18 protein-coding genes are annotated in these 24,789 nt (G+C 55.7%); 9 read left to right on the top strand and 9 right to left on the bottom strand.

Annotated features, from left to right (window positions below; genetic code table 11):
• Position 1: 1 nt before the first annotated feature.
• The 4 genes from ACYAC5_RS07005 to ssuB are packed head-to-tail and all read left to right on the top strand — an operon-like array spanning position 2 to position 3,706.
• Entirely contained in the window at positions 2-970 is a 969-nt protein-coding gene (locus tag ACYAC5_RS07005; RefSeq protein ID WP_137385505.1) for a sulfonate ABC transporter substrate-binding protein, read from the top strand.
• 2 nt (positions 971-972) lie between these two features.
• Positions 973-2,118: an FMNH2-dependent alkanesulfonate monooxygenase gene (ssuD, locus tag ACYAC5_RS07000; RefSeq protein WP_192413844.1), complete on the top strand. Its 1,146-nt coding sequence runs from the start codon at positions 973-975 to the stop codon at positions 2,116-2,118.
• Between the two features lie 11 nt (positions 2,119-2,129).
• Complete coding sequence (gene ssuC, locus ACYAC5_RS06995; RefSeq protein ID WP_101760938.1) at positions 2,130-2,918, top strand: aliphatic sulfonate ABC transporter permease SsuC; 789 nt, start codon at positions 2,130-2,132, stop codon at positions 2,916-2,918.
• Complete coding sequence (ssuB, locus tag ACYAC5_RS06990) at positions 2,915-3,706, top strand: aliphatic sulfonates ABC transporter ATP-binding protein (RefSeq protein ID WP_462062660.1); 792 nt, start codon at positions 2,915-2,917, stop codon at positions 3,704-3,706. The genes ssuC and ssuB overlap by 4 nt, the downstream gene beginning before the upstream one ends.
• A 79-nt stretch (positions 3,707-3,785) precedes the next feature.
• Here the strand turns inward: ssuB and pepN are convergent, their stop codons facing one another.
• The gene (pepN, locus tag ACYAC5_RS06985) at positions 3,786-6,401 is read right to left on the bottom strand and encodes an aminopeptidase N (RefSeq protein WP_462062658.1); all 2,616 of its coding nucleotides are present in this window, start codon (positions 6,399-6,401) and stop codon (positions 3,786-3,788) included.
• 238 nt (positions 6,402-6,639) lie between these two features.
• Between pepN and pncB the strand changes: the two genes are divergently transcribed.
• The 4 genes from pncB to ACYAC5_RS06965 all read left to right on the top strand — a co-directional run bounded on the left by pncB (position 6,640) and on the right by ACYAC5_RS06965 (position 12,209).
• Positions 6,640-7,860, top strand: coding sequence for a nicotinate phosphoribosyltransferase (pncB, locus tag ACYAC5_RS06980; RefSeq protein ID WP_254633439.1), 1,221 nt, complete (start codon positions 6,640-6,642; stop codon positions 7,858-7,860).
• Positions 7,861-8,012: 152 nt separating this feature from the next.
• The gene (gene asnS / locus ACYAC5_RS06975; RefSeq protein ID WP_462062656.1) at positions 8,013-9,413 is read left to right on the top strand and encodes an asparagine--tRNA ligase; all 1,401 of its coding nucleotides are present in this window, start codon (positions 8,013-8,015) and stop codon (positions 9,411-9,413) included.
• Positions 9,414-9,712: 299 nt separating this feature from the next.
• The gene (gene ompC, locus ACYAC5_RS06970) at positions 9,713-10,819 is read left to right on the top strand and encodes a porin OmpC (protein WP_110865853.1); all 1,107 of its coding nucleotides are present in this window, start codon (positions 9,713-9,715) and stop codon (positions 10,817-10,819) included.
• A gap of 199 nt (positions 10,820-11,018) precedes the next feature.
• Positions 11,019-12,209, top strand: coding sequence for an amino acid aminotransferase (locus tag ACYAC5_RS06965; protein ID WP_192413848.1), 1,191 nt, complete (start codon positions 11,019-11,021; stop codon positions 12,207-12,209).
• Between the two features lie 45 nt (positions 12,210-12,254).
• On the opposite strand, the gene ACYAC5_RS06960 is transcribed toward ACYAC5_RS06965, so the two are convergent.
• The 7 genes from ACYAC5_RS06960 to cmoM form a co-directional block, all read right to left on the bottom strand.
• The gene (locus tag ACYAC5_RS06960; protein WP_192413850.1) at positions 12,255-12,887 is read right to left on the bottom strand and encodes an MBL fold metallo-hydrolase; all 633 of its coding nucleotides are present in this window, start codon (positions 12,885-12,887) and stop codon (positions 12,255-12,257) included.
• A 36-nt stretch (positions 12,888-12,923) separates the two neighbouring features.
• Positions 12,924-13,475, bottom strand: a complete 552-nt coding sequence (locus ACYAC5_RS06955; RefSeq protein WP_101760946.1) for a YcbK family protein — start codon at positions 13,473-13,475, stop codon at positions 12,924-12,926.
• 187 nt (positions 13,476-13,662) lie between these two features.
• On the bottom strand, positions 13,663-15,492 hold the full coding sequence (gene ldtD / locus ACYAC5_RS06950; RefSeq protein WP_101760947.1) for a L,D-transpeptidase: 1,830 nt from the start codon (positions 15,490-15,492) through the stop codon (positions 13,663-13,665).
• Between the two features lie 156 nt (positions 15,493-15,648).
• The gene (gene mukB / locus ACYAC5_RS06945) at positions 15,649-20,115 is read right to left on the bottom strand and encodes a chromosome partition protein MukB (protein ID WP_462062653.1); all 4,467 of its coding nucleotides are present in this window, start codon (positions 20,113-20,115) and stop codon (positions 15,649-15,651) included.
• Positions 20,112-20,846, bottom strand: coding sequence for a chromosome partition protein MukE (gene mukE / locus ACYAC5_RS06940; protein WP_101760949.1), 735 nt, complete (start codon positions 20,844-20,846; stop codon positions 20,112-20,114). Before mukE ends, mukB begins: the two co-directional genes overlap by 4 nt.
• Positions 20,827-22,149 carry a chromosome partition protein MukF gene (gene mukF, locus ACYAC5_RS06935; protein WP_192413854.1) on the bottom strand — a complete coding sequence of 441 codons (1,323 nt, stop codon included), beginning with the start codon at positions 22,147-22,149 and terminating at the stop codon, positions 20,827-20,829. Before mukF ends, mukE begins: the two co-directional genes overlap by 20 nt.
• A complete protein-coding gene (gene cmoM / locus ACYAC5_RS06930; RefSeq protein ID WP_277974706.1) occupies positions 22,146-22,931 on the bottom strand; it encodes a tRNA uridine 5-oxyacetic acid(34) methyltransferase CmoM in 786 nt (261 codons plus the stop codon). The genes mukF and cmoM overlap by 4 nt, the downstream gene beginning before the upstream one ends.
• A gap of 124 nt (positions 22,932-23,055) precedes the next feature.
• On the opposite strand from cmoM, the gene elyC reads away from it, so the two are divergent.
• Entirely contained in the window at positions 23,056-23,841 is a 786-nt protein-coding gene (gene elyC, locus ACYAC5_RS06925; protein WP_462062651.1) for an envelope biogenesis factor ElyC, read from the top strand.
• Here the strand turns inward: elyC and ACYAC5_RS06920 are convergent.
• Positions 23,821-24,714, bottom strand: a complete 894-nt coding sequence (locus tag ACYAC5_RS06920) for a YcbJ family phosphotransferase (protein WP_101760952.1) — start codon at positions 24,712-24,714, stop codon at positions 23,821-23,823. The two genes, elyC and ACYAC5_RS06920, sit on opposite strands and share 21 nt — an antisense overlap.
• Positions 24,715-24,789: the final 75 nt, after the last annotated feature.

Below are 24,789 nucleotides of genomic sequence, written 5' to 3'. Positions count from 1 at the left end.
GATGAAAAGGATATTGACGGGTTTACTCATGCCAGCCGTCGCGGCGCTGCTCACCTTGAGCGTGAGCGCACAGGCCGCCGACGCACCAGAACAGTTGCGCATCGGTTACCAGAAAGGTTCGGTGAGCATGGTATTGGCGAAAACCCACAAGCTGCTGGAGCAGCGCTTCCCGCACACCAATATAAAGTGGGTGGAATTCCCGGCGGGCCCGCAGATGCTCGAGGCGCTTAACGTCGATAGCATCGATTTGGGCAGCACCGGCGACATCCCGCCGCTGTTTGCGCAGGCCGCAGGTGCCGATCTGCTGTATGTCGGCTCGGAGCCACCCAAGCCGCAAGCCGAAGTGATTTTAGTGCCGAAAGACAGCCCGATTCACAGCGTGGCCGAACTGAAAGGCCATAAAGTGGCGTTCCAGAAAGGCTCCAGCTCGCACAACCTGCTGCTGCGTGCGCTGGAACAGGCCGGGCTGAGTTTTAAAGATATCCAGCCAACCTATCTGACGCCTGCCGATGCGCGCGCCGCGTTTCAGCAAGGTGATGTTGATGCCTGGGCAATTTGGGATCCTTATTACTCTGCCGCGCTGCTGCAAGGCAACGTGCGCGTGCTGGCCGACGGCAGCAAACTCAATCAAACCGGCTCCTTCTATTTAGCCACGCGCAAATACACCGAGGCGAACGGCGCCTTTGTGCAGCAGGTCCTGAATACCTTCAGCGAAGCCGATGCGTTAACGCGCAGCCAGCGCGACCAGAGTATCGATCTGCTGGCGAATGCGATGGGCTTACCGAAACCGGTGATTGCCAGCTATCTCGACCATCGTCCACCGACCACCATTACGCCGGTCAGCGCCCATACCGCGCAGGCCCAACAGCAAACGGCCGATCTGTTTTATGCCAATCATCTGATGCCGGTAAAAGTGAATATTGCTGACCGCATCTGGCATCCACAATCCGCCCAGCCTAAAGGAAATTAATCATGAGCGTATCCGTATTTTGGTTTCTCCCGACGCACGGCGATGGTCACTATCTCGGCACCGCGGAAGGTTCGCGCCCGGTTGATCATGGTTATCTGCAACAGATTGCGCAGGCAGCGGATCGCCTTGGCTTCGGCGGCGTGCTGATCCCCACCGGTCGCTCCTGTGAAGATGCCTGGCTGGTGGCGGCGTCATTGATTCCGGTTACGCAGCGTCTGCGTTTCCTCGTCGCACTGCGTCCGGGCGTGATTTCACCGACGCAGGCGGCGCGTCAGGCCGCCACGCTGGATCGTCTGTCGAATGGTCGCGCGCTGTTTAATCTGGTCACCGGCGGCGATCCGGAAGAGTTAGCCGGCGATGGCGTGTTCCTCGATCACCGTGAGCGCTATGAAGAGTCCGCTGAGTTTACCCGCGTCTGGCGGCGGGTGAGCGAAGGCGAAACCGTCGATTACGAAGGCAAGCATGTGAAGGTGCGCGGTGCGCGTCTGATGTTTAAAGCGGTGCAGGAACCGCGTCCGCCGCTGTGGTTTGGCGGATCATCAGATGCCGCGCAGGATCTGGCCGCTGAACAGGTCGATGTCTATCTCACCTGGGGCGAACCGCCGGCGTTAGTTAAAGAGAAGATTGAGCAAGTGCGCGCCAAAGCGGTGGCACAAGGCCGCACCGTGCGCTTCGGGATTCGTCTGCACGTGATTGTGCGCGAAACCAATGAAGAAGCGTGGCAAGCGGCGGATCGCCTGATTGCCCATCTCGACGATGCCACCATTGCCAAAGCGCAGGCCGCGTTTGCGCGCACCGATTCGGTGGGCCAGCAGCGCATGGCCGCACTGCACGGTGGACGTCGCGACAAGCTGGAGATCAGTCCGAATCTGTGGGCCGGTGTCGGCCTGGTGCGCGGCGGCGCAGGTACCGCGTTAGTGGGCGATGGCCCAACCGTGGCGGCGCGCATGCAGGAGTATCAGGATCTCGGCATCGAGACCTTTATTCTCTCCGGCTATCCGCATCTGGAAGAGGCTTATCGCGTTGGCGAGTTGCTGTTCCCGCACCTCGATTTGGCGATTCCGGAAGTGCCGAAGCCGCGCGTGGTGCAAGCGCACGGTGAAGCGGTGGCCAACGATTTCACGCCGCAAAAAGTGTCGCAGAGCTAAAGGAGCAGATGATGGCGAACGTTAAAACCAGGCTGACCAATGCTGTATTGCCGTGGGTGTTGCCGGTGGTGCTGATTGCGCTGTGGCAACTGGCATCGCAAGTGGGTTGGCTGTCGACGCGCATTTTGCCGTCGCCGGAAAACATCCTCATCACCTTCTGGAAGCTGACGGTGAGCGGAGAACTGTGGCAAAACCTGGCGATCAGCAGCTGGCGTGCTGCCATCGGTTTCTCTATTGGTGGCTCGATTGGTTTGATTCTGGGTTTGATTACCGGCACCTCGCGCGTCGGCGAACGCTTGCTGGATACCTCGGTGCAGATGTTGCGTAACGTGCCGCATCTGGCGCTGATTCCGCTGGTGATTTTATGGTTCGGCATCGACGAATCCGCCAAGATTTTCCTCGTGGCGCTGGGCACGCTGTTCCCGATTTACCTGAATACTTATCACGGCATTCGTAATATTGATCGGGGTTTGGTCGAGATGGCGCGCAGCTACGGCTTGTCTGGCTGGAGCCTGTTCATTCAGGTGATTCTGCCTGGTGCGCTGCCTTCGATTATGGTTGGCGTACGTTTTGCCCTTGGCCTGATGTGGCTGACGCTGATTGTCGCCGAAACCATTTCCGCTAACTCTGGCATTGGTTATCTGGCGATGAACGCCCGTGAATTCCTGCAAACCGACGTGGTGGTGGTGGCCATCATTCTCTATGCCCTGCTCGGCAAACTCGCCGACGTCGCGGCACAACTGCTGGAGCGCGTCTGGCTGCGCTGGCATCCGGCCTACCAAGTGAAGGAGAACGCATGAGCAACGCAACCCTAAATCCGGCGCGCTTAAATCGCGGTACGCCGGTTGGTGTGAATGGCGTCAGCAAGCAATATGGCGATCGCACCATCCTGAATAATATCGATCTGCATATTCCCTCTGGGCAGTTCGTCGCCGTGGTCGGCCGTAGCGGCTGCGGGAAAAGTACCTTGCTGCGCCTGCTGGCGGGTCTGGAATCCACCACGCGCGGGGCGTTGCTGGCGGGCAATGCGCCGTTATCCGAGGCACGCGAAGATACGCGTTTGATGTTCCAGGATTCACGCTTACTGCCGTGGAAAAAGGTGATTGATAACGTAGGGCTGGGACTGAAAGGCCGCGAATGGCGCGCCGCCGCGCTGGAAGCGCTCGAAGCGGTGGGATTGGCGGATCGCGCCAATGAATGGCCTGCCGCGTTATCCGGCGGACAGAAACAGCGTGTGGCGTTGGCGCGTGCGCTGATTCACCGCCCAGGTTTGCTGCTGCTCGACGAGCCGCTCGGGGCGCTGGATGCGTTGACGCGTATCGAAATGCAGGGATTGATTGAGTCGCTGTGGGAGCAGCATAACTTCACCGTGCTGCTGGTGACGCACGATGTCAGCGAAGCGGTAGCTATTGCCGATCGCGTATTGTTGATTGAGGAAGGCCAGATTGGCCTGGATTTGATCGTCGATTTACCGCGCCCACGCCGTCGCGGATCGGCACGTCTGGCAGAGCTGGAAGCGGAAGTGCTGGATCGGGTGATGAAGCGCGGCTCGTCAGAGCAGCCGTTGAAGTTTGCGCAGCAGAGTTAATTGAAGACGCGCGATAAATCGCGCCGCTACGGATGTGTGCATTTATTCGTAGCGGCGCAATTTATTGCGCATGGTTTTCTTACGCGTTTAACGCCTTGGTGATTTTCTCATACAGATCGCCCGACAGCTTATCCAGCCCTTGCAACGTTTCCAGCGCTTTACGCATCAGCGCCTGACGATCGGCATCGTAGCGTTTCAGGCGAATCAGCGGCTCAATCATGCGTGCAGCCACTTGCGGGTTGCGCGTGTTGAGATCGGTCAACATCTCCACCAGGAACTGATAACCGCTGCCATCTTTAGCGTGGAACGCCGCGGGATTACCAGACGCGAACGCACCAATCAGTGAACGGATGCGGTTCGGGTTGCCCATGGTGAACGAACGGTGATTCAGCAGCTCACGCACGTTGCTCAGCACGTCCGCCGCTGGGCTGGTGGCTTGCAGCACAAACCATTTATCCATCACCAGACCATCCTGATGCCAGCGCTCATCATAGGCCGCCAGCAGCGTATCGCGGCACGGCAGGTTCGCCGCCACCGCTGCAGACAGCGCCGCTAACGCATCGGTCATGTTGTTTGCCTGCTGATATTGCGCCTGCACCAGCTTGTCCGCCTGTGCCGCATCGGCGAAGGCCAGGTAACCGAGGCAGACATTTTTCAGCGTGCGCTTGCCAATCTCCGCGTGCTCAATTTTGTATTCGCTGCTTTGGTTGGCCAGATAGAGCGCAAAGAATTCGTCACTCAGCTCTTTAGCCAGCGTACGCACCAGCGCATCGCGCACCGCTGAGATCGCCAGCGGATCGATGACATCAAACAGCTCGGCGATTTCATTCTCAGACGGCAGCGAGAGAATCAACGCTTTCAGCGCCGGATCGCCCTGCTCATCCAGCAGCACCGCGCGGAACGCATCTGCCACATGCAGCGGCAGCGATAGCGGCTGGCCCTGCTGATGACGTGCGACGTTGAGGCGAATGTAGGTTGCCAGCAGGCTTTGCGCCGCATCCCAGCGCGCAAAGTCATTACGCGCGTGGCGCATCAGGAAGGTGAGTTGCGCATCGCTCCATTTGTAGTCGAGCTTCACGGGCGCAGAGAATTCACGCAGCAGCGATGGCACCGGCTGGAAGTAAACGTTATCGAAAATAAAGGTCTGGAACTCTTCGGTGACGTTCAGCACGTGATGCACCGGATGCCCGTTATGCTGCAGCGGGATCACCTTGCCTTCGTTATCGTACAGTTCGATATCCAGCGGAATGTGCAGCGGCAGCTTCTCTTTCTGCTCGGCGGTGGCCGGCGTGCGCTGGGTGACGTGCAGCGTATACTGTTCCAGCTCTGGATTGTAGTCATCGCGCACCGTCAGGATTGGCGTGCCCGCCTGGCTGTACCAGCGGCGGAACTGCGACAGATCGACGTTCGAGGCATCTTCCATCGCCTGCACGAAATCATCGCAGGTGGCGGCGCTGCCATCGTGACGCTCGAAATAGAGTTGCATGCCTTTCTGGAAATTCTCTTCGCCCAGCAAGGTGTGCATCATGCGGATCACTTCTGACCCTTTCTCATACACCGTTAAGGTGTAGAAGTTGTTCATTTCGATCACCTGATCCGGACGGATCGGATGCGCCATTGGGCTGGCGTCTTCCGCGAACTGCGCACCGCGCATCACACGTACGTTATCGATACGGTTCACCGCGCGCGAACCGAGATCGGAGCTGAACTCCTGATCGCGGAATACTGTCAGCCCCTCTTTCAGGCTGAGCTGGAACCAGTCGCGGCAGGTCACGCGGTTGCCGGTCCAGTTGTGGAAATATTCGTGACCGATCACCGCTTCAATGCCGAGGTAATCTTTGTCGGTGGCAGTTTCGGCTTTCGCCAGCACATATTTGGAGTTGAAGACGTTAAGGCCTTTGTTCTCCATCGCCCCCATATTGAAGAAATCCACCGCGACGATCATAAAGATGTCGAGGTCGTACTCAAGGTTAAAGCGCTCTTCATCCCACTTCATGCTGGCTTTCAGCGAGGTCATCGCCCAATCAGCACGATCAAGGTTGCCGCGATCGACAAAGATCTCCAGCGCCACATCGCGGCCTGAACGCGTGGTAAAGCTATCACGTAATACGTCGAAATCACCCGCCACCAGCGCAAACAGGTAGCACGGTTTCGGGAACGGATCTTGCCACTTCACCCAATGGCGGCCATCTTCATGGCGACCGCTCTCCAGCTTGTTACCGTTGGAGAGTAAATAAGGATAACGCGCGGCATCGGCAATAATGGTGGTGGTGAAGCGCGCCAGCACGTCTGGGCGATCGAGATACCACGTAATATGGCGGAAACCTTCGGCTTCACATTGGGTACAGAGCGCATCGCCGGATTGGTATAACCCTTCCAGCGCGGTGTTTTTATCCGGATGAATGTCATTAATGATGGTCAGAGTGAAGTTGTCCGGCAACTGGTTGATGAACAACGCGCCCTCTTCTTCGCGGTAATGCGGCCACGGATTGCCATCCACCGCCAGCGATACCAGCGTGAGGTCTTCGCCATCCAGACGCAGTTCCGCATCGGTAGCGCCCAAACGCTTCACCTGACTGACCGCCGTGACACGCGTCGAAGCCGCATCCAGATCAAAAGTCAGGTCGATATCGGTAATGGTGTAGTCCGGCGCACGGTAATCGTGGCGATATTTAATTTGCGGCTGTTGCGTCATGAGTCCTTCTCGCATCGTTAAATCGTTAATATGTTGACCCGTCAAAGTCTAAGCGGGTTGTGCCTCTGTTGCCACGGTCAATGCGTGCGTTCGTTGAAAAGGCTACAATTCATTAACAATGGCACAAATGACCCTCGACCTGCCACCCGCAATTATGGTGTGATCGCGGTCATTACTGTTTTATACTCCTGCGTCTTTATGACTTTGTTGAACACCGGGCTCTGCTCCGCGGAAGAGGATGCTGAAACGCACCATGACTGGACATGCTTCCCCGATTTTGACCACGCTGCTTGATACCGATGCGTATAAGCTTCACATGCAGCAGGCCGTCTATCATCGCTATTATGATGTCCCGGTTACGGCGGAATTTCGCTGCCGTGGCGACGAACTGCTCGGTATTTATGCGGACGAGATCCGCGCACAAATTGAAACCCTGCAAACGCTCGCCCTGAGCGACGATGAGTATCACTACCTCAGCGGGCTGCCTTTCTTCCAACGCGATTACCTTGACTGGCTACGCCAGTTCCGCCTCGATCCCTCACAAGTCAACGTACGTAACAACAACGGCCATCTGACCATTCAGATCAGCGGGCCGTGGCGTGAAGTGATTTTGTGGGAAGTGCCGTTGCTGGCGCTGATCAGTGAGGTGGTGCATCGCCATCGCACGCCGCAGATGGGGGTGGATCAGGCGGTTGCGCACTTGCAGCACAAGCTTACGAATTTCCGTCAGCAGGTCGGCGATTGGGATATGTCGCGCTTCCAGCTAATGGATTTCGGCACCCGTCGCCGCTACTCCAAAGCGGTACAGGAAGCGATCGTCGCTACGCTTAAAGCGGAGTTTCCGTGGCTGGTGGGCACCAGCAACTACGATTTGGCACGTCGCCTGCAGCTTAATCCGGTGGGTACACAAGCGCATGAATGGTTCCAGGCGCACCAGCAAATCAGCCCGGTATTGGCGAACAGCCAACGTGCGGCGCTGCAATCCTGGCTGGATGAGTATGACGATCAGTTAGGTATTGCTTTAACCGACTGCATTACCATGGATGCTTTCCTGCGCGATTTTGGCCCGGGCTTTGCGCATCGTTATCAAGGTCTGCGCCATGACTCAGGCGATCCGCTGGAATGGGGTGAAAAAGCCATTGCGCACTATCAGCGGCTGGATATCGATCCCAAAAGCAAAACGCTGGTGTTCTCGGATAACCTCAATCTGGACAAAGCGCTGGCGCTCTATCGTCACTTCGGCCAACGTGCCAACGTGGTGTTCGGTATCGGAACGCGCTTGTCCTGCGATATTCCGGGCGTTACGCCGCTGAATATCGTGATCAAACTGGTGAGCTGCAATGGCAAACCGGTGGCAAAACTCTCCGACAGCCCCGGCAAAACCATTTGCCAGGATAAAGCCTTCGTGCGCGCCTTGCGCAAAGCCTTCGATCTGCCGCTGGTTAAAAGAGCCAGCTGATTCTTATAGCAGGGCGCTTGCGCCCTGCTCTCACGCAACAAATCTCCTGTTTACCCGGCAATTTTGCTTGTTTCCTGTGGGCTCGCAAGTAACATAGCAAAACCCTGAAAAAGGGCTTTTATCCACCTTCTTTTATATATAGAGAGAACTTTATGAGCGTTGTGCCTGTAGCGGATGTACTGCACGGCCGTGTCGCGGTTGACAGTGAAGTCACCGTACGTGGTTGGGTGCGTACCCGAAGAGATTCCAAAGCTGGTCTTTCCTTTATCGCCGTTTACGACGGTTCCTGCTTTAATCCCGTTCAGGCCGTCGTCAATAATTCTCTGAATAATTATCAGGATGAAGTGCTGCGTCTGACCACCGGCTGTTCGGTAATCATTACCGGTAAAGTGGTCGAATCGCCGGGCGAAGGCCAGGCTTTCGAGCTGCAGGCGACTAAGGTTGAAGTTACTGGCTGGGTTGACGATCCGGATACCTATCCGATGGCGGCGAAACGTCACAGTATCGAATACCTGCGAGAAGTGGCGCATCTGCGTCCACGTACCAACCTGGTGGGCGCTGTGGCGCGCGTGCGTCATACGCTGGCGCAGGCGCTGCATCGCTTCTTCCACGAAAACGGCTATTTCTGGGTTTCGACTCCGCTGATCACCGCTTCGGATACCGAAGGTGCCGGCGAGATGTTCCGCGTTTCGACGCTGGACCTGGAAAACCTGCCGCGCGATCCGCAGGGCAAAATCGATTTCGATAAAGACTTCTTCGGTAAAGAAGCGTTCCTGACCGTATCGGGTCAGCTCAACGCCGAAACTTACGCCTGTGCGCTGTCTAAGGTGTATACCTTTGGTCCGACTTTCCGCGCCGAAAACTCCAACACCAGCCGTCACCTGGCGGAATTCTGGATGCTGGAGCCGGAAGTGGCGTTCGCGACGCTGGATGATGCGGCCGCATTGGCAGAATCCATGCTGAAATATGTGTTCCAGGCTGTGCTGAACGAGCGCGCCGACGACATGGCGTTCTTTGCTGAGCGTGTAGACAAGGATGCGGTTGCGCGTCTGGAGCGTTTCGTACAGACCGACTTTGCTCAGGTGGATTACACCGATGCGGTTGAAATCCTGCTGAAAAGCGGCCAGAGCTTCGAGAACCCGGTCTCCTGGGGCGTGGATCTCTCATCCGAACACGAGCGTTATCTCGCCGAGCAGCACTTCAAAGCGCCGGTGGTAGTGAAAAACTACCCGAAAGACATTAAAGCCTTCTATATGCGCATGAACGAAGATGGCAAAACCGTAGCGGCGATGGATGTTCTCGCGCCGGGCATCGGCGAAATCATCGGGGGTTCACAGCGTGAAGAGCGTCTGGATGTGCTGGATGCACGTCTGGCAGAAATGGGCCTCAATAAAGAAGATTATTGGTGGTATCGTGACCTGCGCCGTTACGGCACCGTGCCACATGCCGGCTTTGGATTAGGTTTCGAACGATTAATCGCCTATGTCACCGGCGTACAAAATGTAAGGGATGTTATCCCCTTCCCGCGTACCCCTCGCAACGCGAATTTCTAAATTTAGCGATTAATTATAAGTAATTCATATATATAAAGAGGTCGGCCTAGCCGGCCTTTTTTTATTTTTGTAAATTTAGAGTTCTCTCACAAAGTTCCCGAATTTTTACAAATTGTCATACAATTTTTCCTTTTGATACTTAATTGCGAGATTTGAATCATCTTCGGGCTAGAATTAGCAACCCTGTGATGGAAAGATGCGTGCAGACACAGGAGACATCAAACTTCTTTCAAGGTTCTGTAAAGATTTCTTGGCAGCAGTGGCAGATGTCCAAATAACTCCAATGAGGGTAATAAAAAATGATGAAGCGCAACATTCTTGCAGTGGTTATCCCTGCTCTGTTAGCTGCCGGCGCAGCAAACGCAGCAGAAATCTATAATAAAGACGGCAACAAGCTGGACCTGTACGGTAAAGTCGATGCACGTCACTCTTTCTCTGATAACGCTAGCGATGATGGCGACAAAACTTATGTTCGCTTCGGTTTCAAAGGTGAAACTCAGATCACTGACCAACTGACCGGTTACGGCCAGTGGGAATACAACATTCAGGCTAACAACACCGAAGGCGGCGACGCTCAGGATGGCAACAAAACCCGTCTGGGCTTTGCAGGTCTGAAATTTGGTGATGCAGGTTCATTCGACTACGGTCGTAACTACGGCGTTATTTATGACGCAATGTCCTACACTGACCAATTGCCAGTATTCGGTGACGATACTCTGTATCAAGACAACGACAACTTCATGATTGGTCGTTCAAGCGGTCTGGCGACTTACCGTAACAGCAACTTCTTCGGTCTGGTCCAAGGTCTGAGCTTCGCAGCGCAGTACCAGGGCAAAAACGAAGGTTCTCGTGATCCACTGGCTCAGAACGGTGACGGCTGGGGTACTTCTGTAGCGTATGACACCGGTATGGGTGTTAGCGCAGTAGGTTCTTACTTCTCTTCTGACCGTACTAACGCTCAGATTGCAGATGGTAACGGCGACAAAGCTGACGCATACGGTTTCGGTCTGAAATATGACGCGAACAACGTATACCTGGCAGCATTCTACGGTGAATCACGTAACACCACTGCTTACGGTAGCACCGCTCGTCAGGTTGCTAACAAAACTCAGAACTTCGAAGTGGTTGCACAGTACCAGTTCGACTTCGGTCTGCGTCCATCCATCGCTTACCTGCAGTCTAAAGGCAAGCAGCTGAATGGTAACACCGCTAACGGTGCAACCTTCGCGGGTGGCGATGCTGACCTGGTTAAATACATCGAAGTGGGTACCTACTACTACTTCAACAAAAACATGTCTACCTATGTTGACTACAAAATCAACCTGCTGGATGACAACGATTACACCCGCGCTCAGGGCGTGAGCACCGACGACGTAGTTGGCGTTGGCCTGGTTTACCAGTTCTAATCAACCGATTAGCATTGCGTAATACCTAAAAACGGAGCCCTTGGGCTCCGTTTTGCATTTCAGTGATCGGCTTCGCAATTAGCTTTTCTACTTTATCTCACCGACATATTTCTTTTTTATATCAGCGGTTGGCAAGCGTGCCGACTGACGTTAACCTGATAGCTCATTTCGCTAAAGTTCACCCAAACGGAACTGACTCATGTTTGAATCGATCTCTGCCGCACCCGCCGATCCTATTCTGGGACTGGCTGACCTTTTTCGTGCCGATGACCGGCCGAATAAAATCAATCTTGGCATTGGTGTTTATAAAGATGAAACCGGTAAAACGCCGGTCCTCACCAGTGTTAAAAAAGCTGAGCAGTATTTGCTGGAAAATGAAACCACCAAGAACTACCTGAGCATTGATGGTCTGGCGGATTTCGCACGATGCACGCAGGAGTTGCTGTTCGGCAAAGAGAGCGCGCTGATTTCTGCGGGTCGCGCATGTACCGCACAAACGCCAGGCGGCACCGGCGCCCTGCGCGTAGCGGCAGATTTTCTGGCAAACCAGACCAGCGTCAAGCGCGTTTGGGTGAGCAACCCAAGCTGGCCGAACCATAACAATGTCTTCAACGCTGCTGGCCTTGAAGTGTGTGATTACGATTATTACGATGCCGCAAGCCACAGCCTGGATTTCGACGCCATGGTGGCATCGCTGCAGGAAGCCAAAGCAGGCGATGTAGTGCTGTTCCACGGCTGCTGCCACAACCCAACTGGCGTTGATCCGTCTGCAGAGCAATGGCAACAGCTGGCGCAACTGTCGCTAGAGAAAGGATGGTTGCCGCTGTTTGATTTCGCCTATCAGGGCTTTGCTCGCGGTCTGGATGAAGATGCGCAAGGGCTGCGTATTTTTGCCGCTTCACATCAGGAACTGATTGTTGCCAGCTCTTACTCGAAGAACTTCGGTTTGTATAATGAGCGTGTAGGTGCATTAACGCTGGTTGCAGCGAGCAGCGACGTGGCGAAAACTGCGTTTAGCCAGGTGAAATACACCATTCGCGCCAACTACTCTAACCCGCCGTCACACGGCGCGGCGGTCGTCGCCACCATCCTCAGCAATGACGCGCTGCGCACCATCTGGATTCAGGAGCTGGCCGATATGCGTCAGCGCATCCAGCGCATGCGTCAGCTGTTTGTGAACACACTGGCGGAGAAAGGCGCTAATCAAGACTTTAGCTTCATCATCAAGCAGAACGGCATGTTCTCATTCAGCGGCCTGACCAAAGATCAGGTAGTGCGCCTGCGTGAGGAGTTTGGCGTGTATGCGGTGAACTCGGGTCGCGTTAACGTGGCAGGCATGACGCCAGATAATATGTCGGCGCTGTGTGAGGCGATTGTCGCAGTTTTATAAATCAGGCGGTAAATAACGACAAATGGGCCAAAAGGGCCCATTTTTTTATTCTTGCAGGAACGGATTGCTGATGCGTTCGCGGCCTAGCGTTGAGATAGGCCCGTGACCCGGCACGAAAGTCACATCATCGCCTAGCGGCAACAGCTTGGTTTCAATCGCATCGATCAGGTCGCTGTGGCTGCCCTGCGGGAAATCGGTGCGTCCAACGCCACCGTTGAAAATCACATCTCCCGAAATCAGAAGACGCCCAACGCGATCGAAGAACACAATATGTCCCGGCGTATGGCCCGGACAAAGCAGCACTTCCAGCGTGACATTGCCAACCTGCACAGTTTCACCCTCTTCCAGCCAGCGATCGGGCGTGAGCGGCGCGCACTCGGGCAAACCGAACATGCGGCTTTGTGTGGGCAGATTATCTAACCAGAAAGCATCGAGCGGATGCGGACCGACAATGGGCACCTGATAATGTGCCGCTAGCTCGGCAGCGGCACCAACATGATCAAGATGTCCATGCGTGAGCAGGATCTGAGATGGCGATAAACCACGTTCTGCCAGCACGGCTTTGATGGTTTCCGCATCGCCGCCGGGATCGACCAGTGCGGCTTGTTGGGTTTCGTCATCCCATATAACTGAACAGTTTTGGGAAAAAGCCGTAACCGGAATAATTTGGTAGTTCATAGCGCTCCATGACCGACACACGCAGCGCTGCCGGTATCAGGACCAGTGCCTTGCGGGCCCGGTATCTATGTGTACGAAGTTGCTGCGCGGGTAATATCCTACACCACCGGCGCGCATAGATAACGCCGCTTTGCGAACATTGCTCAACGAAATTCCCTCAATGTGGAAATCCATCGCTTGTCCTTTAGTGTGATAGCTTTTTTTCGCCACGCCCGGGCCCGATTCACGCAGCATGGTGTTGGTGGCTAAGGTGCGGTAACCCGAGATCAACTGCACCGGCTTACGCGTATCCAGCAATGTTTGCAGGCGGTAAAGCTGGTCAAAAAGATGGGGATCGATGGTCTTCACCTGATTGGCGCGGTAATCACGGAAGAAGTGATTTAAGCGGGCTAACTCATCCTTGTCATAACGCTTACCGTTAAAAAACTCTGTTTTAAGGGTTTCACCGGTGTGAAGGTTACTAAGCGTCAATACTCGTGGGCGGGCGGTGGAAAGCGAAGCCAGAGCGGAGCCAGGAAGCAGTGATAATCCTGCTGCTGCGCCTCCAATCAAGAGTAATCGACGACGTTGAGAATCAATATTAGCCATGAAGCGAGGTTACCTAATCTAAAGCGGATAAAATATGTGCGAAAAGTACACAAGGCCGAACATTAACGTCCGCCTAAGACTCAGTCAACCCAGAATATGTTGCAGAAGACCAAAACCAGCTCAAAATCAAATTTTCGAGACTGGTCTTGGTTAAATTCATGTGAAGAGAAAACAGCCAAATCAATTACTAGAGTAACAACTGACCGGCTTTGTGCAGTACCTGACTACCGGAACGGGCGGGATTATCATAATTGTAAATATCTGTACGATATTGCGGCTGGCCGTCATCTGCGACCCATGCGGTTAAATAGTAAAGGTTCACAGGAATACGATGGCGAATCGGCACGTAACGGGTATTTCCCTCTTTCAAGGTGTCTGAGATACGGCCGTCGTTCCAGCCCACATCCTGCAACAGCAGATCGGCCAGTTCTGAGGCTTTATTCACGCGCACACAGCCCGAACTGAGCGCACGAATATCGCGCTGGAACAGGTTATGGTTCGGCGTATCGTGCAGATAAATCGCATCCGAACTCGGCATGTTGAATTTGTAGCGACCCAGTGAGTTGGTTGCGCCCGGCGCCTGTCGAATGCGATACGGGAAGCTCGCGGCCGACACCATACGCCAGTCAATCATCGAAGGATCGATCACTTCCGCATCCGCACTCCAGCCCGACAACAGCGTATAACCGTGCTTATACAGATAAGTCGGATCCTGTTTCACCTTCGGCACAATATCCTGGCGCACCAGCGTGGTTGGCACGTTCCACGGTGGATTGAGCACCACATTATTCAGCGCGCTACGCATCAGCGGCGTTTTGCGGTCAGGACGACCCACAATCACGCGTGATGACAAAATGGTGGCGCCGTTGTTGTAGTAGGTCAGCGAATAGTTGGGAATGTTCACCATGATGCCGTTATGCATATCATCCGGCAGCAGACGCAGGCGCTGTATGTTGAGCGCCAGCAGCGAAGCACGCATCTGCGGCGGCACATTCAGCCATTCACGGGTACGTGGACCAATCGCGCCGTCATCGGCCAATCCCTGCCAGTGCTGGAAGCGTTTAACGCCCTCCACCAGCGCAGCGTCATACACGTTGGGTCCGGTTGCTGTAGGATTGGCAGCCACATTATTGGCCACTTCAGGCGTCGCAGCGAGTGCCGGAGCCGCATCAATATCATCAAAGTTTGCCGCAGACGGGCTCACCGCCACCGGCTGATTGCTTTGGCTCACCGGAACCGGCGCAGTTGGCACCGCGTCTTCCGCCGGCGTTGGCGTAGTACTATGGCTGGCGGTCAACATGCCGGTGCGTTGCAGAATCTCACGCAGCGCAGGCACATCATTACTGATCTGCCCTGGGCGTAGCGTAACGGTATCACGCAGCTGTGGCCACGGGCGATCGTCGGTGAGTAGCGTTTTCAGCGCATTATGCATCGGCGCATATTGCGGATGCTGCGGTTGCAACGAGACCACAAAAGTCCGGCTGCCGCCGCCGTTCACCGCATTTTGCCATTGATTGATGGCCGCCAGAGATGGCATGGTCAGCTTGTAAGGCACATTGCTGTAGAGCCAGGTTTCGCCCTGTGTCGGCACATTGGCAACAAACTGCAGATAGCCAAGCATCGCATCACTGAGCACGATGTCGCGCGCCAGGCCTTTGATGTTCGGATTGGTCAGACGCTCAACCCAGCGGGTGAATTGCGGCTGCACGCCAGAGAGCGCCACTTCCGCCAATTGCTGCTGGAAAGCCTGCACCGCTTGCGGGTCTTGCCACAGCGGAGCCATATCGCGCGACGCATAAATACCGGCTAAACCGGGCAAATAGAAAGGTTGTTCAGTGGCGCTGAACGCCTGCTGAATCTGCTGCTGGCTGGCAGCAACCGACATCGAACTGTGGTGCGTTGAATTGGGTAGCGTGGAGGTGATGGCCGCATGGCTCACAGCCAGCGGCGATAGTACCAGTGACAAACCGAGTGCTACTGCAGCACGACTCATTTTGCTCTTATTGTTTAGCAACATCCCTGCCCCCTTCTCACCAATGACATAGCGCCCTGTGATCGCCATGTACAGCCATACTCATAATGTTGAGTATACGAATAAAAAACGGCATCTGCCTCTCAGTGCAGATGCCGCATACAGATTAAACGTAGTGCTGTTTTTTAACCAGATTAAGCGCTATGAATTCTCATATTCAAGACCGACCTTAGGACTTTGATCCTTGCTCGGTGCAGGATCTGCCGAGAAGCCGCGCAGCCCAACCACATGCACATGTTCGGTGTTATTGAACATTTTACGCACCAGTTTGTAGGTGGTGCCTTTTTCCGGGCTGATGTTCTCTGGCGCCGCGATGATCAGCTGCATCTCCAGACGTTCGCACAGCTCAAACAGTGTGGCGATCGAACGCGCATCAAGACGTGCCGCTTCATCGAGGAACAGCAGACGACACGGCGAAATATCTTTGCCACGCAGACGACGTGATTCCTCTTCCCAGCTCTGTACCACCATCACCAGAATCGACATCCCGGTACCGATCGCTTCACCGGTAGAGAGCGCCCCACTTTCTGCACGCAGCCAGCCGTCAGTGCCACGGTTCACTTCCACTTCCATCTCAAGATAGTTGCGGTAGTCGAGCAGTTCTTCACCGATGGTTTGCGGCGTGCGCTGGCCCATATCGATCTGCGGATTCAGGCGCTGATAAAGTTTCGCCAGCGCTTCCGAGAAGGTTAATCGGTTGCTGGTAAACAGATCCTGATGCTGTTCATGCTCTTCCGACAGCGTATCCAGCAGCGTTGAGTGCGCTTCACGCACGTTCACGTTGAGGCGCACGCTGCGCACCTGACCAAAGCTTACCGCCTGCAACCCCTGGTTCAGCTGGCGAATACGGTTTTGCTCGCGCTGGATGGTTTTACGAATGATGTTCGCCGCACTGCGTGAGCTGATTGCCAGCGTCTGTTCACGCGCCGTCAGCTCTTCGGTCAGACGATTCAGCTCAATCTCCATCTGCTCGATGGCTTCAACCGGATCGTCGGTACGAATGATGTCCTGGCGAATACGTTCGCGCAGATGCTGATACACCGCGATAAAGAACTGAATCTTACGTTCCGGACGTTTCGGATCTTCAGACATACGCAGCACATCGCGCAGATGTTCGTTATCCGCCACCGCCAGACGCAGCGCACCCAGCGCCTTATCCGACATCGAACGCAGCTCATCGCCGCTGAGATAGGCCAGCTCGCGACGATGCAGACGACGCTCAACGCCATTCTCTTTCACCAGACGCAATACCGTGCACCAGCCCGCTTTCGCGCTGACCACCTGCTCCCGAATCTGATGATAATCGCGTTCCAGCTTGCGCAGTTTTTTCTGCAGGCTGTCCATTTCGGCTTCACAGAAGGTGATCTGTTTTTCCAGCTGGTTGCGACGCGCACGGTTGTGGCTTAGCGCGCTATACAGCTCATCACGACGAATGCGCGCCCGCTCTTCTGCACTGGCATCGGCATGCACGCCGATATCCTGCATCTCTTGCTGCAACTCTTTCAGCATGTCGCGTTTGGCATCGTATGAACTTTTTAGCGATGCCAGCACCTGCGAATACTGCGTCAGCTGCGCCTGATGCCCACGCAGACGTTCGCGTGCGCGGCTGCGCTCGCCTTCCGCCTGCTCCAGACGCTGACGCAACTGCTCGTTGAGATCGCTGTTGCCACCCAACATGCCAGCCGAACTTTCATAGCTGAAGTGCGCGCGGCGCTGCACCACTTCGGTCAGCGCAAAGGCTTGCTGACGCGCATCACGCTGCTGCTGCTGTGCCTGCTGATAGTCGCGCTGCAGCTGATCGTGCTGCTGCGGATCGCTTTGCAGAACCGCAATCAGCGGCTCCAGCTTGCTGAGTTTGCTGCCGTGCTGATGCAGGAAGCGCGCGGCTTCCTGTGCTTCTTCAACGCGCTCACGAATCTCCTCACAGCGATCGCCAAGCGTGTCGTCGAGCAGCAGATTTACGCGCGGCAACAGGCGGTTCAGCTGGCTGACGCCCTCTTTTGCCTGTTCAAACTGCGCGCGCTGCTGCTGATTGTCATTTTCATGCTGCGCCAGCGCCCGCTCCAGCTCGCCACGACGGCTGTTAAGCTGACGAATCTGCGCTTCCGGATCTTCATCAAACGCCACCGCTAAATGGCTACCGATGAAGCGGCTGAAGGATTGATGCAGACGCTGGGTTTTCTGTACATCAAACGACAACGTGGCATAACGCTCAGCCAGCTGTTCACGTTCGTTGTTCAGCAACTCAAGCTGGTTTTCACGCGCCGCGCGACCAAACAGCGGCACTTTCGGAAAGCGGGAGTAGCGCCACTGACGCTCAGCCACTTTCACCACCACCGCTTTTTCCAGCTCTTCGACGCTAAATACGCTGTCGTCAAAGGCTTGCGGATCGCCTTCAATCAGATAGAGATCTTCCGGGCACTCGTCTAAACCGTCGAGCAGGTCGCGCACCAGCGACAGATCTGGCACTACGATGGCGTGGCGCGATGGACCGTATAGCGCCGAGAAGTACGGTGCGTCATCCAGCGTAACGTCATCATAAATTTCCGACAGCAGCACGCCGCCAAAACGTTCCGCCAGCTGCGTCAGGCGCGCATCTTCCGCACCGCCAGGTTGGCTCAGACGTTCAATCTGCTGTTCAACTTCGCGCTTACGCGCGGCCAGCTCGTCGCGCTCAACCGTGGTTTCACGCTCGCGCTCCAGCAGTTGCTGCATAAATTCGGTGATTTGCTGGCTGCTGCTCAGCTCCTGACCGGTTTGCTCGCTCAGCTGCGTCAGGATTTCCTGCGCCGCCAGCCAGTGTGGCGCACGCGCGGTCAGCGCAGTGATGCGTTCACGCAGCTGCTCCAGCTCCTGACGCATCAACATGCGGCGTTCACCGGCATCGGCAACGCTGCTATTCAGTTGCTCAATCTGCGCTTCGAGTTCACGCTGCAAGCCGTCCAGCGCATCCGCATCGTATTGCTGGCCCTGACGTTTGCAGAAATCCGCCAGCAAACGCTCAGCATCATGCTGCTCACGCAGACGGGTTTCTAATTCATTGAGGCGCAGACGCAGCGAGGAAAGCTGTTCGGCCTGGTGGCGCTGATTGCCAGCGTCGCGCAGTAATTCGCGCCCCACTTGCCACGCATCCTGACGACTGACGTCACCGGCGATGCTGGTAACTAACGCTAACGCTTGCTCAAACTGGCTGTGTGCCGCTTCGGCGACGCTCAGTTTCTGTTCCAGACGCAGCAGGCGCTCGGTGGCTTCTTCTTCACGCGCCTGGAAGGTTTCCTGCCATTCGGCCGCGTTATCGATAGTTAAATCAGGCAGCTGACACTGCGTACGCGCCTTTTCCAACGCCTGCAAGGCTTGCTGATACTGGATTGCCCGCGTCTGTTGCACGTCGAGAGCCTGCTGGAAATCGGCGAGTTGGCTTTTTAGCTCATCGACTTCCACTTCAGCCGCTTCGGCGCGTGCTTCATTCTCTTCCTGCACTTCGCGCGCTTCGGCAACCACTTCGTTCTGCTCTTCGAGGCGATAGGTCAGCTCTTCCAGATCGGCATCGTAACGCTCGATTTTTTCCTGCTGGCGCATGGCGGTTTGCACCAGATTCAGATGGTCGCTAGCGCCCTGATAATCGCTTTCCAGATCGCTCTCAGCACCGCTGTGCTCGGACAACTCGCGCGCCATTTCAATGTGGCGATACTGCTCAGAAATCAGCTGGTTGCGGCTGGTAAACAGCTCATTACGCAGCTGCAGCGCACCGTCGAGGTGAATGCGGCGCTCGTTGGCGTGGCGCATGTAGTCGGCGGAAACGTAGTTGGTGGCTTCCGAGATCAGATGCTTAAACAGGTCGCGATCGGATTGGGTGACGCGAATCGCTTCCAGCGTCATGCGGTTTTCCCGCAGCGCGGCTTCCATATCCTGGAAGGCTTTACGCACACCGCCGTTTTCTGGCAGCAGGTAATCGCGCAGTGAACGGGTGATAGCGCTGGAGATACCGCCGTACAGCGAAGCTTCAATCAGGCGATAAAACTTACTGCGATCGCTGGCGTTACGCAGACGACGCGGCACCACGCCGAGCTCGAACAGCACCGCATGGTAATCGGTGACCGAGTTGTACTGTTTGAATTGCACGCCTTCCTGCGCTTCCACACGCTCCTTCACTTCCGTCAGCGGCAACACGCGCGCCTGACGGTTATTAAGGATTTCGGTCAGCATATCGGTCGCCTGTGAATCGCTCGGCAAGCCGTGAATACTGAATGGTTTGATATCGACCTTTTTATCGCGTCCCGCCACCTGCTGCAGACGTACACCAACGATCACGCGCTGATGGCGTGAGTTGACCACATCCAGCACCGAATAACAGACGCCGGCGCGTAGCTTGCCGTGCAGGCCTTTATCGCGCGAACCCGATGTCGCACCGGCTTCGGTGGTGTTACGGAAGTGCAGCAAGGTTAAGTCAGGGATCATCGCCGTCACGAAGGCGGCCATGGTGGTGGATTTACCCGCACCGTTACCGCCCGAAAGCGTGGTGACCAGTTCATCAAGATCAAAAGCACGGGCAAAGAAGCCGTTCCAGTTGATCAGCGTTAGCGAACGAAATTTACCGCGTTCAATCATGCTTGTTCATCCTCCGCGTTATCACTCGCGTCGCTTTCAGCGTCAATATCGTTATCTGCTTCATCGTTCTCAGTCGCAGCCGGCGCACTTTCCAGCGTCATCGCTTCACCGTCACGTATCAGGCGCAGCTGCGCTTCACGCGCATCGTCACCGCTGCGCACGTCGGCGCCAAAGCGGAACACTGATTCGGTGATGCGGAATTTGCTGCTGTCGTTGCCCATAAACCACACCATGCCGAGACGGCGCAGGCGACTCAGCGACGCGCGCATTTTTTCCTGCAGCTTGGCGCGGTCAAGATCGGAACCGGTGGAACGCTGATTGACCAGCTTGAGCAGTTTGCTCTCATCGGCCAGCGACAGCAGTTCGTCGTACAGCTCTTGCTGGGTAAAAATCCCCTCATTCGCCAGACGTTCCGGGCTGAGATAGAGATAGCAAAGAATTTTGCCCACCATCATATCCAGCTCGGACAACACCGAGCGCGGAATCAAAGTGGTTGAACGCGGACGCAGATAGAAGAAGCCTTCCGGCGCGCGGATCAGCTCAACGTTGTAGCGCGCGTAAAACTCTTCGAGATATTCCTGGTAATCCATCAGGAAGGCGTGATTATCCAGCTCTTCAATGCCAATGTGGCGACCCGCGCGTAACTGGCTATCGAGCGCCGGGAAAATCGGGTTTGCCAGAGCCAATGCCAGTTTGACTGGCATCACTTGTTCAATATTTGTCGATGACATGTGCCTGCACCTTGGCTCCGTAATCATTAATGGCCTGCCATTGCGCAGGCAGACCGGCTAAATCAGCTTCGGCCACGCCGAGTCGCACCGCTTGATCGATGACGATACGCGCCAGATCAAAGTGGCGCGCGCGCGGATACTGCGACAGATAGTCGCGCATCACCGTGGCCAGATGGAGCGGCTTCTGCTCCTGCTTATAAATCTGCAGCGCCTCTTCGATCATCGCGGCCAGCTGCTCGCGAATCTCATTAAACTCTTCGTATTCCATTTCCGGCGGCAGCTCGCCCATCACCTCGTCATTACGCAGCGTCATCTCTTCATCGCGCATATCGTAAAGACGATCGGCATTGGCGTAGGTCAGCGCCCACGGCTGATCGAAATAGTTTTGCACCGACAGGCGTAAACGCTGCGCAAACACGCGGTTCTTATCCATGTCGATGGCGGTACGAATAAACTTGTGTACGTGGCGGTCGTAGCCGATCCACAGATCGATAGCCTGCTGGCCCCAGCTGATGATGCGATCGAGCTTGTTTTGCAGGTCAAACACCAGCTTATCGACAAAGCCCAGATCCGGGCTGCTCAGCGTCGCATCCTGGATGCGCAGCAGGTTGGCCTGCAGCTTATCGCCCGCCGCCTCCAGCGTATCCTGCAGTTCACGCAGCGTACCGGACGTTTCCGACAGCAACATTTCACAGCTGGAGATCGCCGCGCGCCAGTCTTTGTTAAGCAGATCGGCAATATCGGTTTTCACCGCTTGCTGCTGCTCATCCATCAGACGCTGCGTCATGTCGATGCTATCGAAGATTTCCGCCACCGAATATTTCAGCGGCGCAAACACGTTACGATGCCAGTGGAATTCATCACCGTCCTCTTCGGCGGCATCCGCGGCGCGTTTCAACTCCTGCGCCACAATCGACAGCTGCATCGACAGGCGCAGCGTGGAGAACTCGCGCTGGCGGATGTAATAGTCGGTAATGCCGATGGCGAGTGGCGTCAGGCGATAGATGGCGTGCCCTTCCGTCAGCTCGCTGGTAAAGCGGTTCAGCAAGCGCTGACGCACCATGTCATTGATGGCGTTATTGGCACGGACATGCACAGTTTCGTGGGTTTGTTCGAATGCTTTGCTAACGTGACGAAACGCGTCAATCAGCTCGCCTTCACTCATCTCGCCGTCCATGCGCTCACCGTTTAAGGTGGCGATGGCCAGCAAAAAGGCCAGACGTTCTACCGGCAGCGCAAGCGAAAAATCGTTCTTGCGCGCCCATGCCACCAATTCGGGGACCGTCTGGGAAAATTCGCTCATAGTTGATCCTTCTGGCTGGGTTTGCGCGCGGTCACGTGGATATAGCGCCCTAAGCTTAAAAAGGGCTCCTGGCGACAGAAACGCCGTTCCATCTCAATGATTTCCTCAACGCTCTTCCCTGCGCCGGGTTGCGGCTTCATGTAATCACAGAAGACGCGAATGCCCGCACGCCGTTCAATTTCAAATCCGCAGTTTGTCAGCCAACGCGTCACATCATCCGGATCGCGCGGGAAATCGGGCGACAGCGTGCGCTTTTTACGTTTGCTCATATTGGCGCGCATATAGCCGAAGTTGCCAAGCGTCAGGGTGCGGAAGGTTAAGCCGTGCGCGTTGTAAAACATCAACGACAGCACGCCGCCGGGCTTGAGCGTGTGCCACAGCGCCTGCAGCACCTCTTCCGGATGCGCGACCCATTCCAACACCGCGTGAAACAATACCAGATCAACCTGCGTATCCAAATGTTCGCCCACCTGCTGGGCGCTAATTTGTTTGAATTGCATGTTGTGGCTCACACCCGCGGCAAGCGCATGGGCTTCCGCCAGCTTCAGCATCTCAGCAGAGAGATCGCACAGCACAACCTGATGACCGCGCGCCGCCAGCCCGCTTGAGACTTGTCCCACGCCGCCGCCGGCATCCAGCACCTTCAAGGATCCGGCAGGCAATGTCGGTAACAGAGCTTCCAGTTCGTCCCAGACAATCGCCTGGCGCACTAGCCCTTTGCGCGTGCCATAAATGTTCTGTGAGAATTTGTCCGCCAGATCGTCAAAGTTACGATCCTGCATGATGATGGCTCCGCTTTGCTGCATTCAACTTGTGCTATTTTGTCACAGGCTCAACAAGAATGAACCTTTCATGCCGCAGTAACCGTCTGGCAGCTGTTTTTTTGGACAAAAGAGGCCATATTCGATGTTTTTCGCATTTAAAAAAGTCATTGGCGGGATGTTGCTTCCCTTGCCGCTGCTGTTATTACTGATGGCGGCAGGACTTTTGCTGCTCTGGTTCAGCCGCTGGCAAAAAAGCGGCAAAATCCTCATCTCTTGCAGCTGGCTGCTGCTGCTGATTTTGAGCCTGCAGCCGGTTGCCGATCGCCTGCTGTCACCGCTGGAAAATCATTATCCCACCTGGAACGGTAACGAGCCGGTCGATTATATCGTGGTGCTCGGCGGCGGCTATACCTTCAATCCGAATTGGGCACCGAGTTCCAACTTGATTAATAACAGTCTGCCGCGCGTGGCCGAAGGCGTGCGTCAGTGGCGGCGCTATCCGCAGGCCAAAATGATCTTTACGGGCGCAGCAGCCGGCGAAAACCCACGCAGCAGCGCCAGCGTGGCGGCCGAAGTGGCGGAAAGTCTGGGCGTGCCATCAGCAGCGATTATTCAGTTGGATCAACCAAGAGATACGATTGGCGAAGCTCGCGCGGTGAAACAGACGATTGGTGAACACCCGTTCTTACTGGTGACTTCCGCCAACCATCTGCCGCGTGCCATGCATTTCTTTCAAAGTGCCGGCATGAATCCGCTGGCCGCACCGGCAAATCAGTTGGCGGTGACCTCGCCGCTAAACTGGTGGGAACGCGCTATTCCGTCACCGCTGTGGCTGGCACACAGTGAGCGTGCGATCTATGAAACGCTGGGACAAACCTGGCAGAAGCTGCGCGGTGACTATCTCACCTCAACCCAGCCAGGGGAGTAATTGCGCGCGGGCGTGATCGAAGCGCGGACGGTCAAACTGTCCGCTGCTGACCAACGTGTCGACGCAATCCCACAGCTGATACAACCAGCGCCGCCAGAGAAAACCTTCCGCCACGGGCGCGCGCTGCAGATAGTGCTGCAGCAGTGACGCTTCTGCGCCGCTATCCGCCAGGCGCATCAGATCGTATTCGCGCGGTGCCCAGAGAATGTTGCCTGGCTGCATCATGGCAATAAGCTGATCGCTGTGCGCATCTTTTAACATACTGGCTAAGCGCAGGTTGCCGTGCATCAATACGCAGGGATCGTCAAATCCGTTGAACAGACGCGGTAATAGCTGACGGCTGCGAAACAGAATCTGACGATCTTCCAGTGTAAAAAACGGCGGTGACAAATAACCCAGCGTTGACCACAACACATCCACTCGCTGGCGATACCATGCGGGCCAGTTATTTTCCTGCACGCTGTCCACGCTGCCGACTAAGCCATGGCTGTCGATACGATGCCACGCCAGCACGCCTTCGACGATCTGTTCGCACAGCTGTTCCCAGCGTGCTGCGCTGCGGGCCGGAGCTTCCGCAGAAACACCGTTAAAGCGTGCCATCAGCAACATTTCATGTACCGGCTTTTGCTGGCTAAGCACCAGACCAAACACGGCAGGCACGGCGATCAAGCCATCATGGCCGAGCATGGTCAGTTTTTTAGCTTCCAGCGCAGCGCGTCCCTGATGACGAAAATACTTTGCCACCAGCGGCATCGGTTTACCGGCGTTATCGTATAGCGCATACAGCCGCGTGTGCGCCTGCTCGCTAATGGTTTCGAGACGACTGATGCTTTCACCAAGCACCAACGCGAGTTCTGAACGGAGCTGTTCCATGCAATATCCTCCGACGTCAAAGGGCTGGAATATGCTGGAGGTGATGGCGGCGCAAAGCTTAGCGCCAGATCAAAC

It is taken from the genome of Pantoea sp. y20 (assembly GCF_054903455.1).
This window is presented reverse-complemented; position numbering and strand designations above follow the sequence as displayed.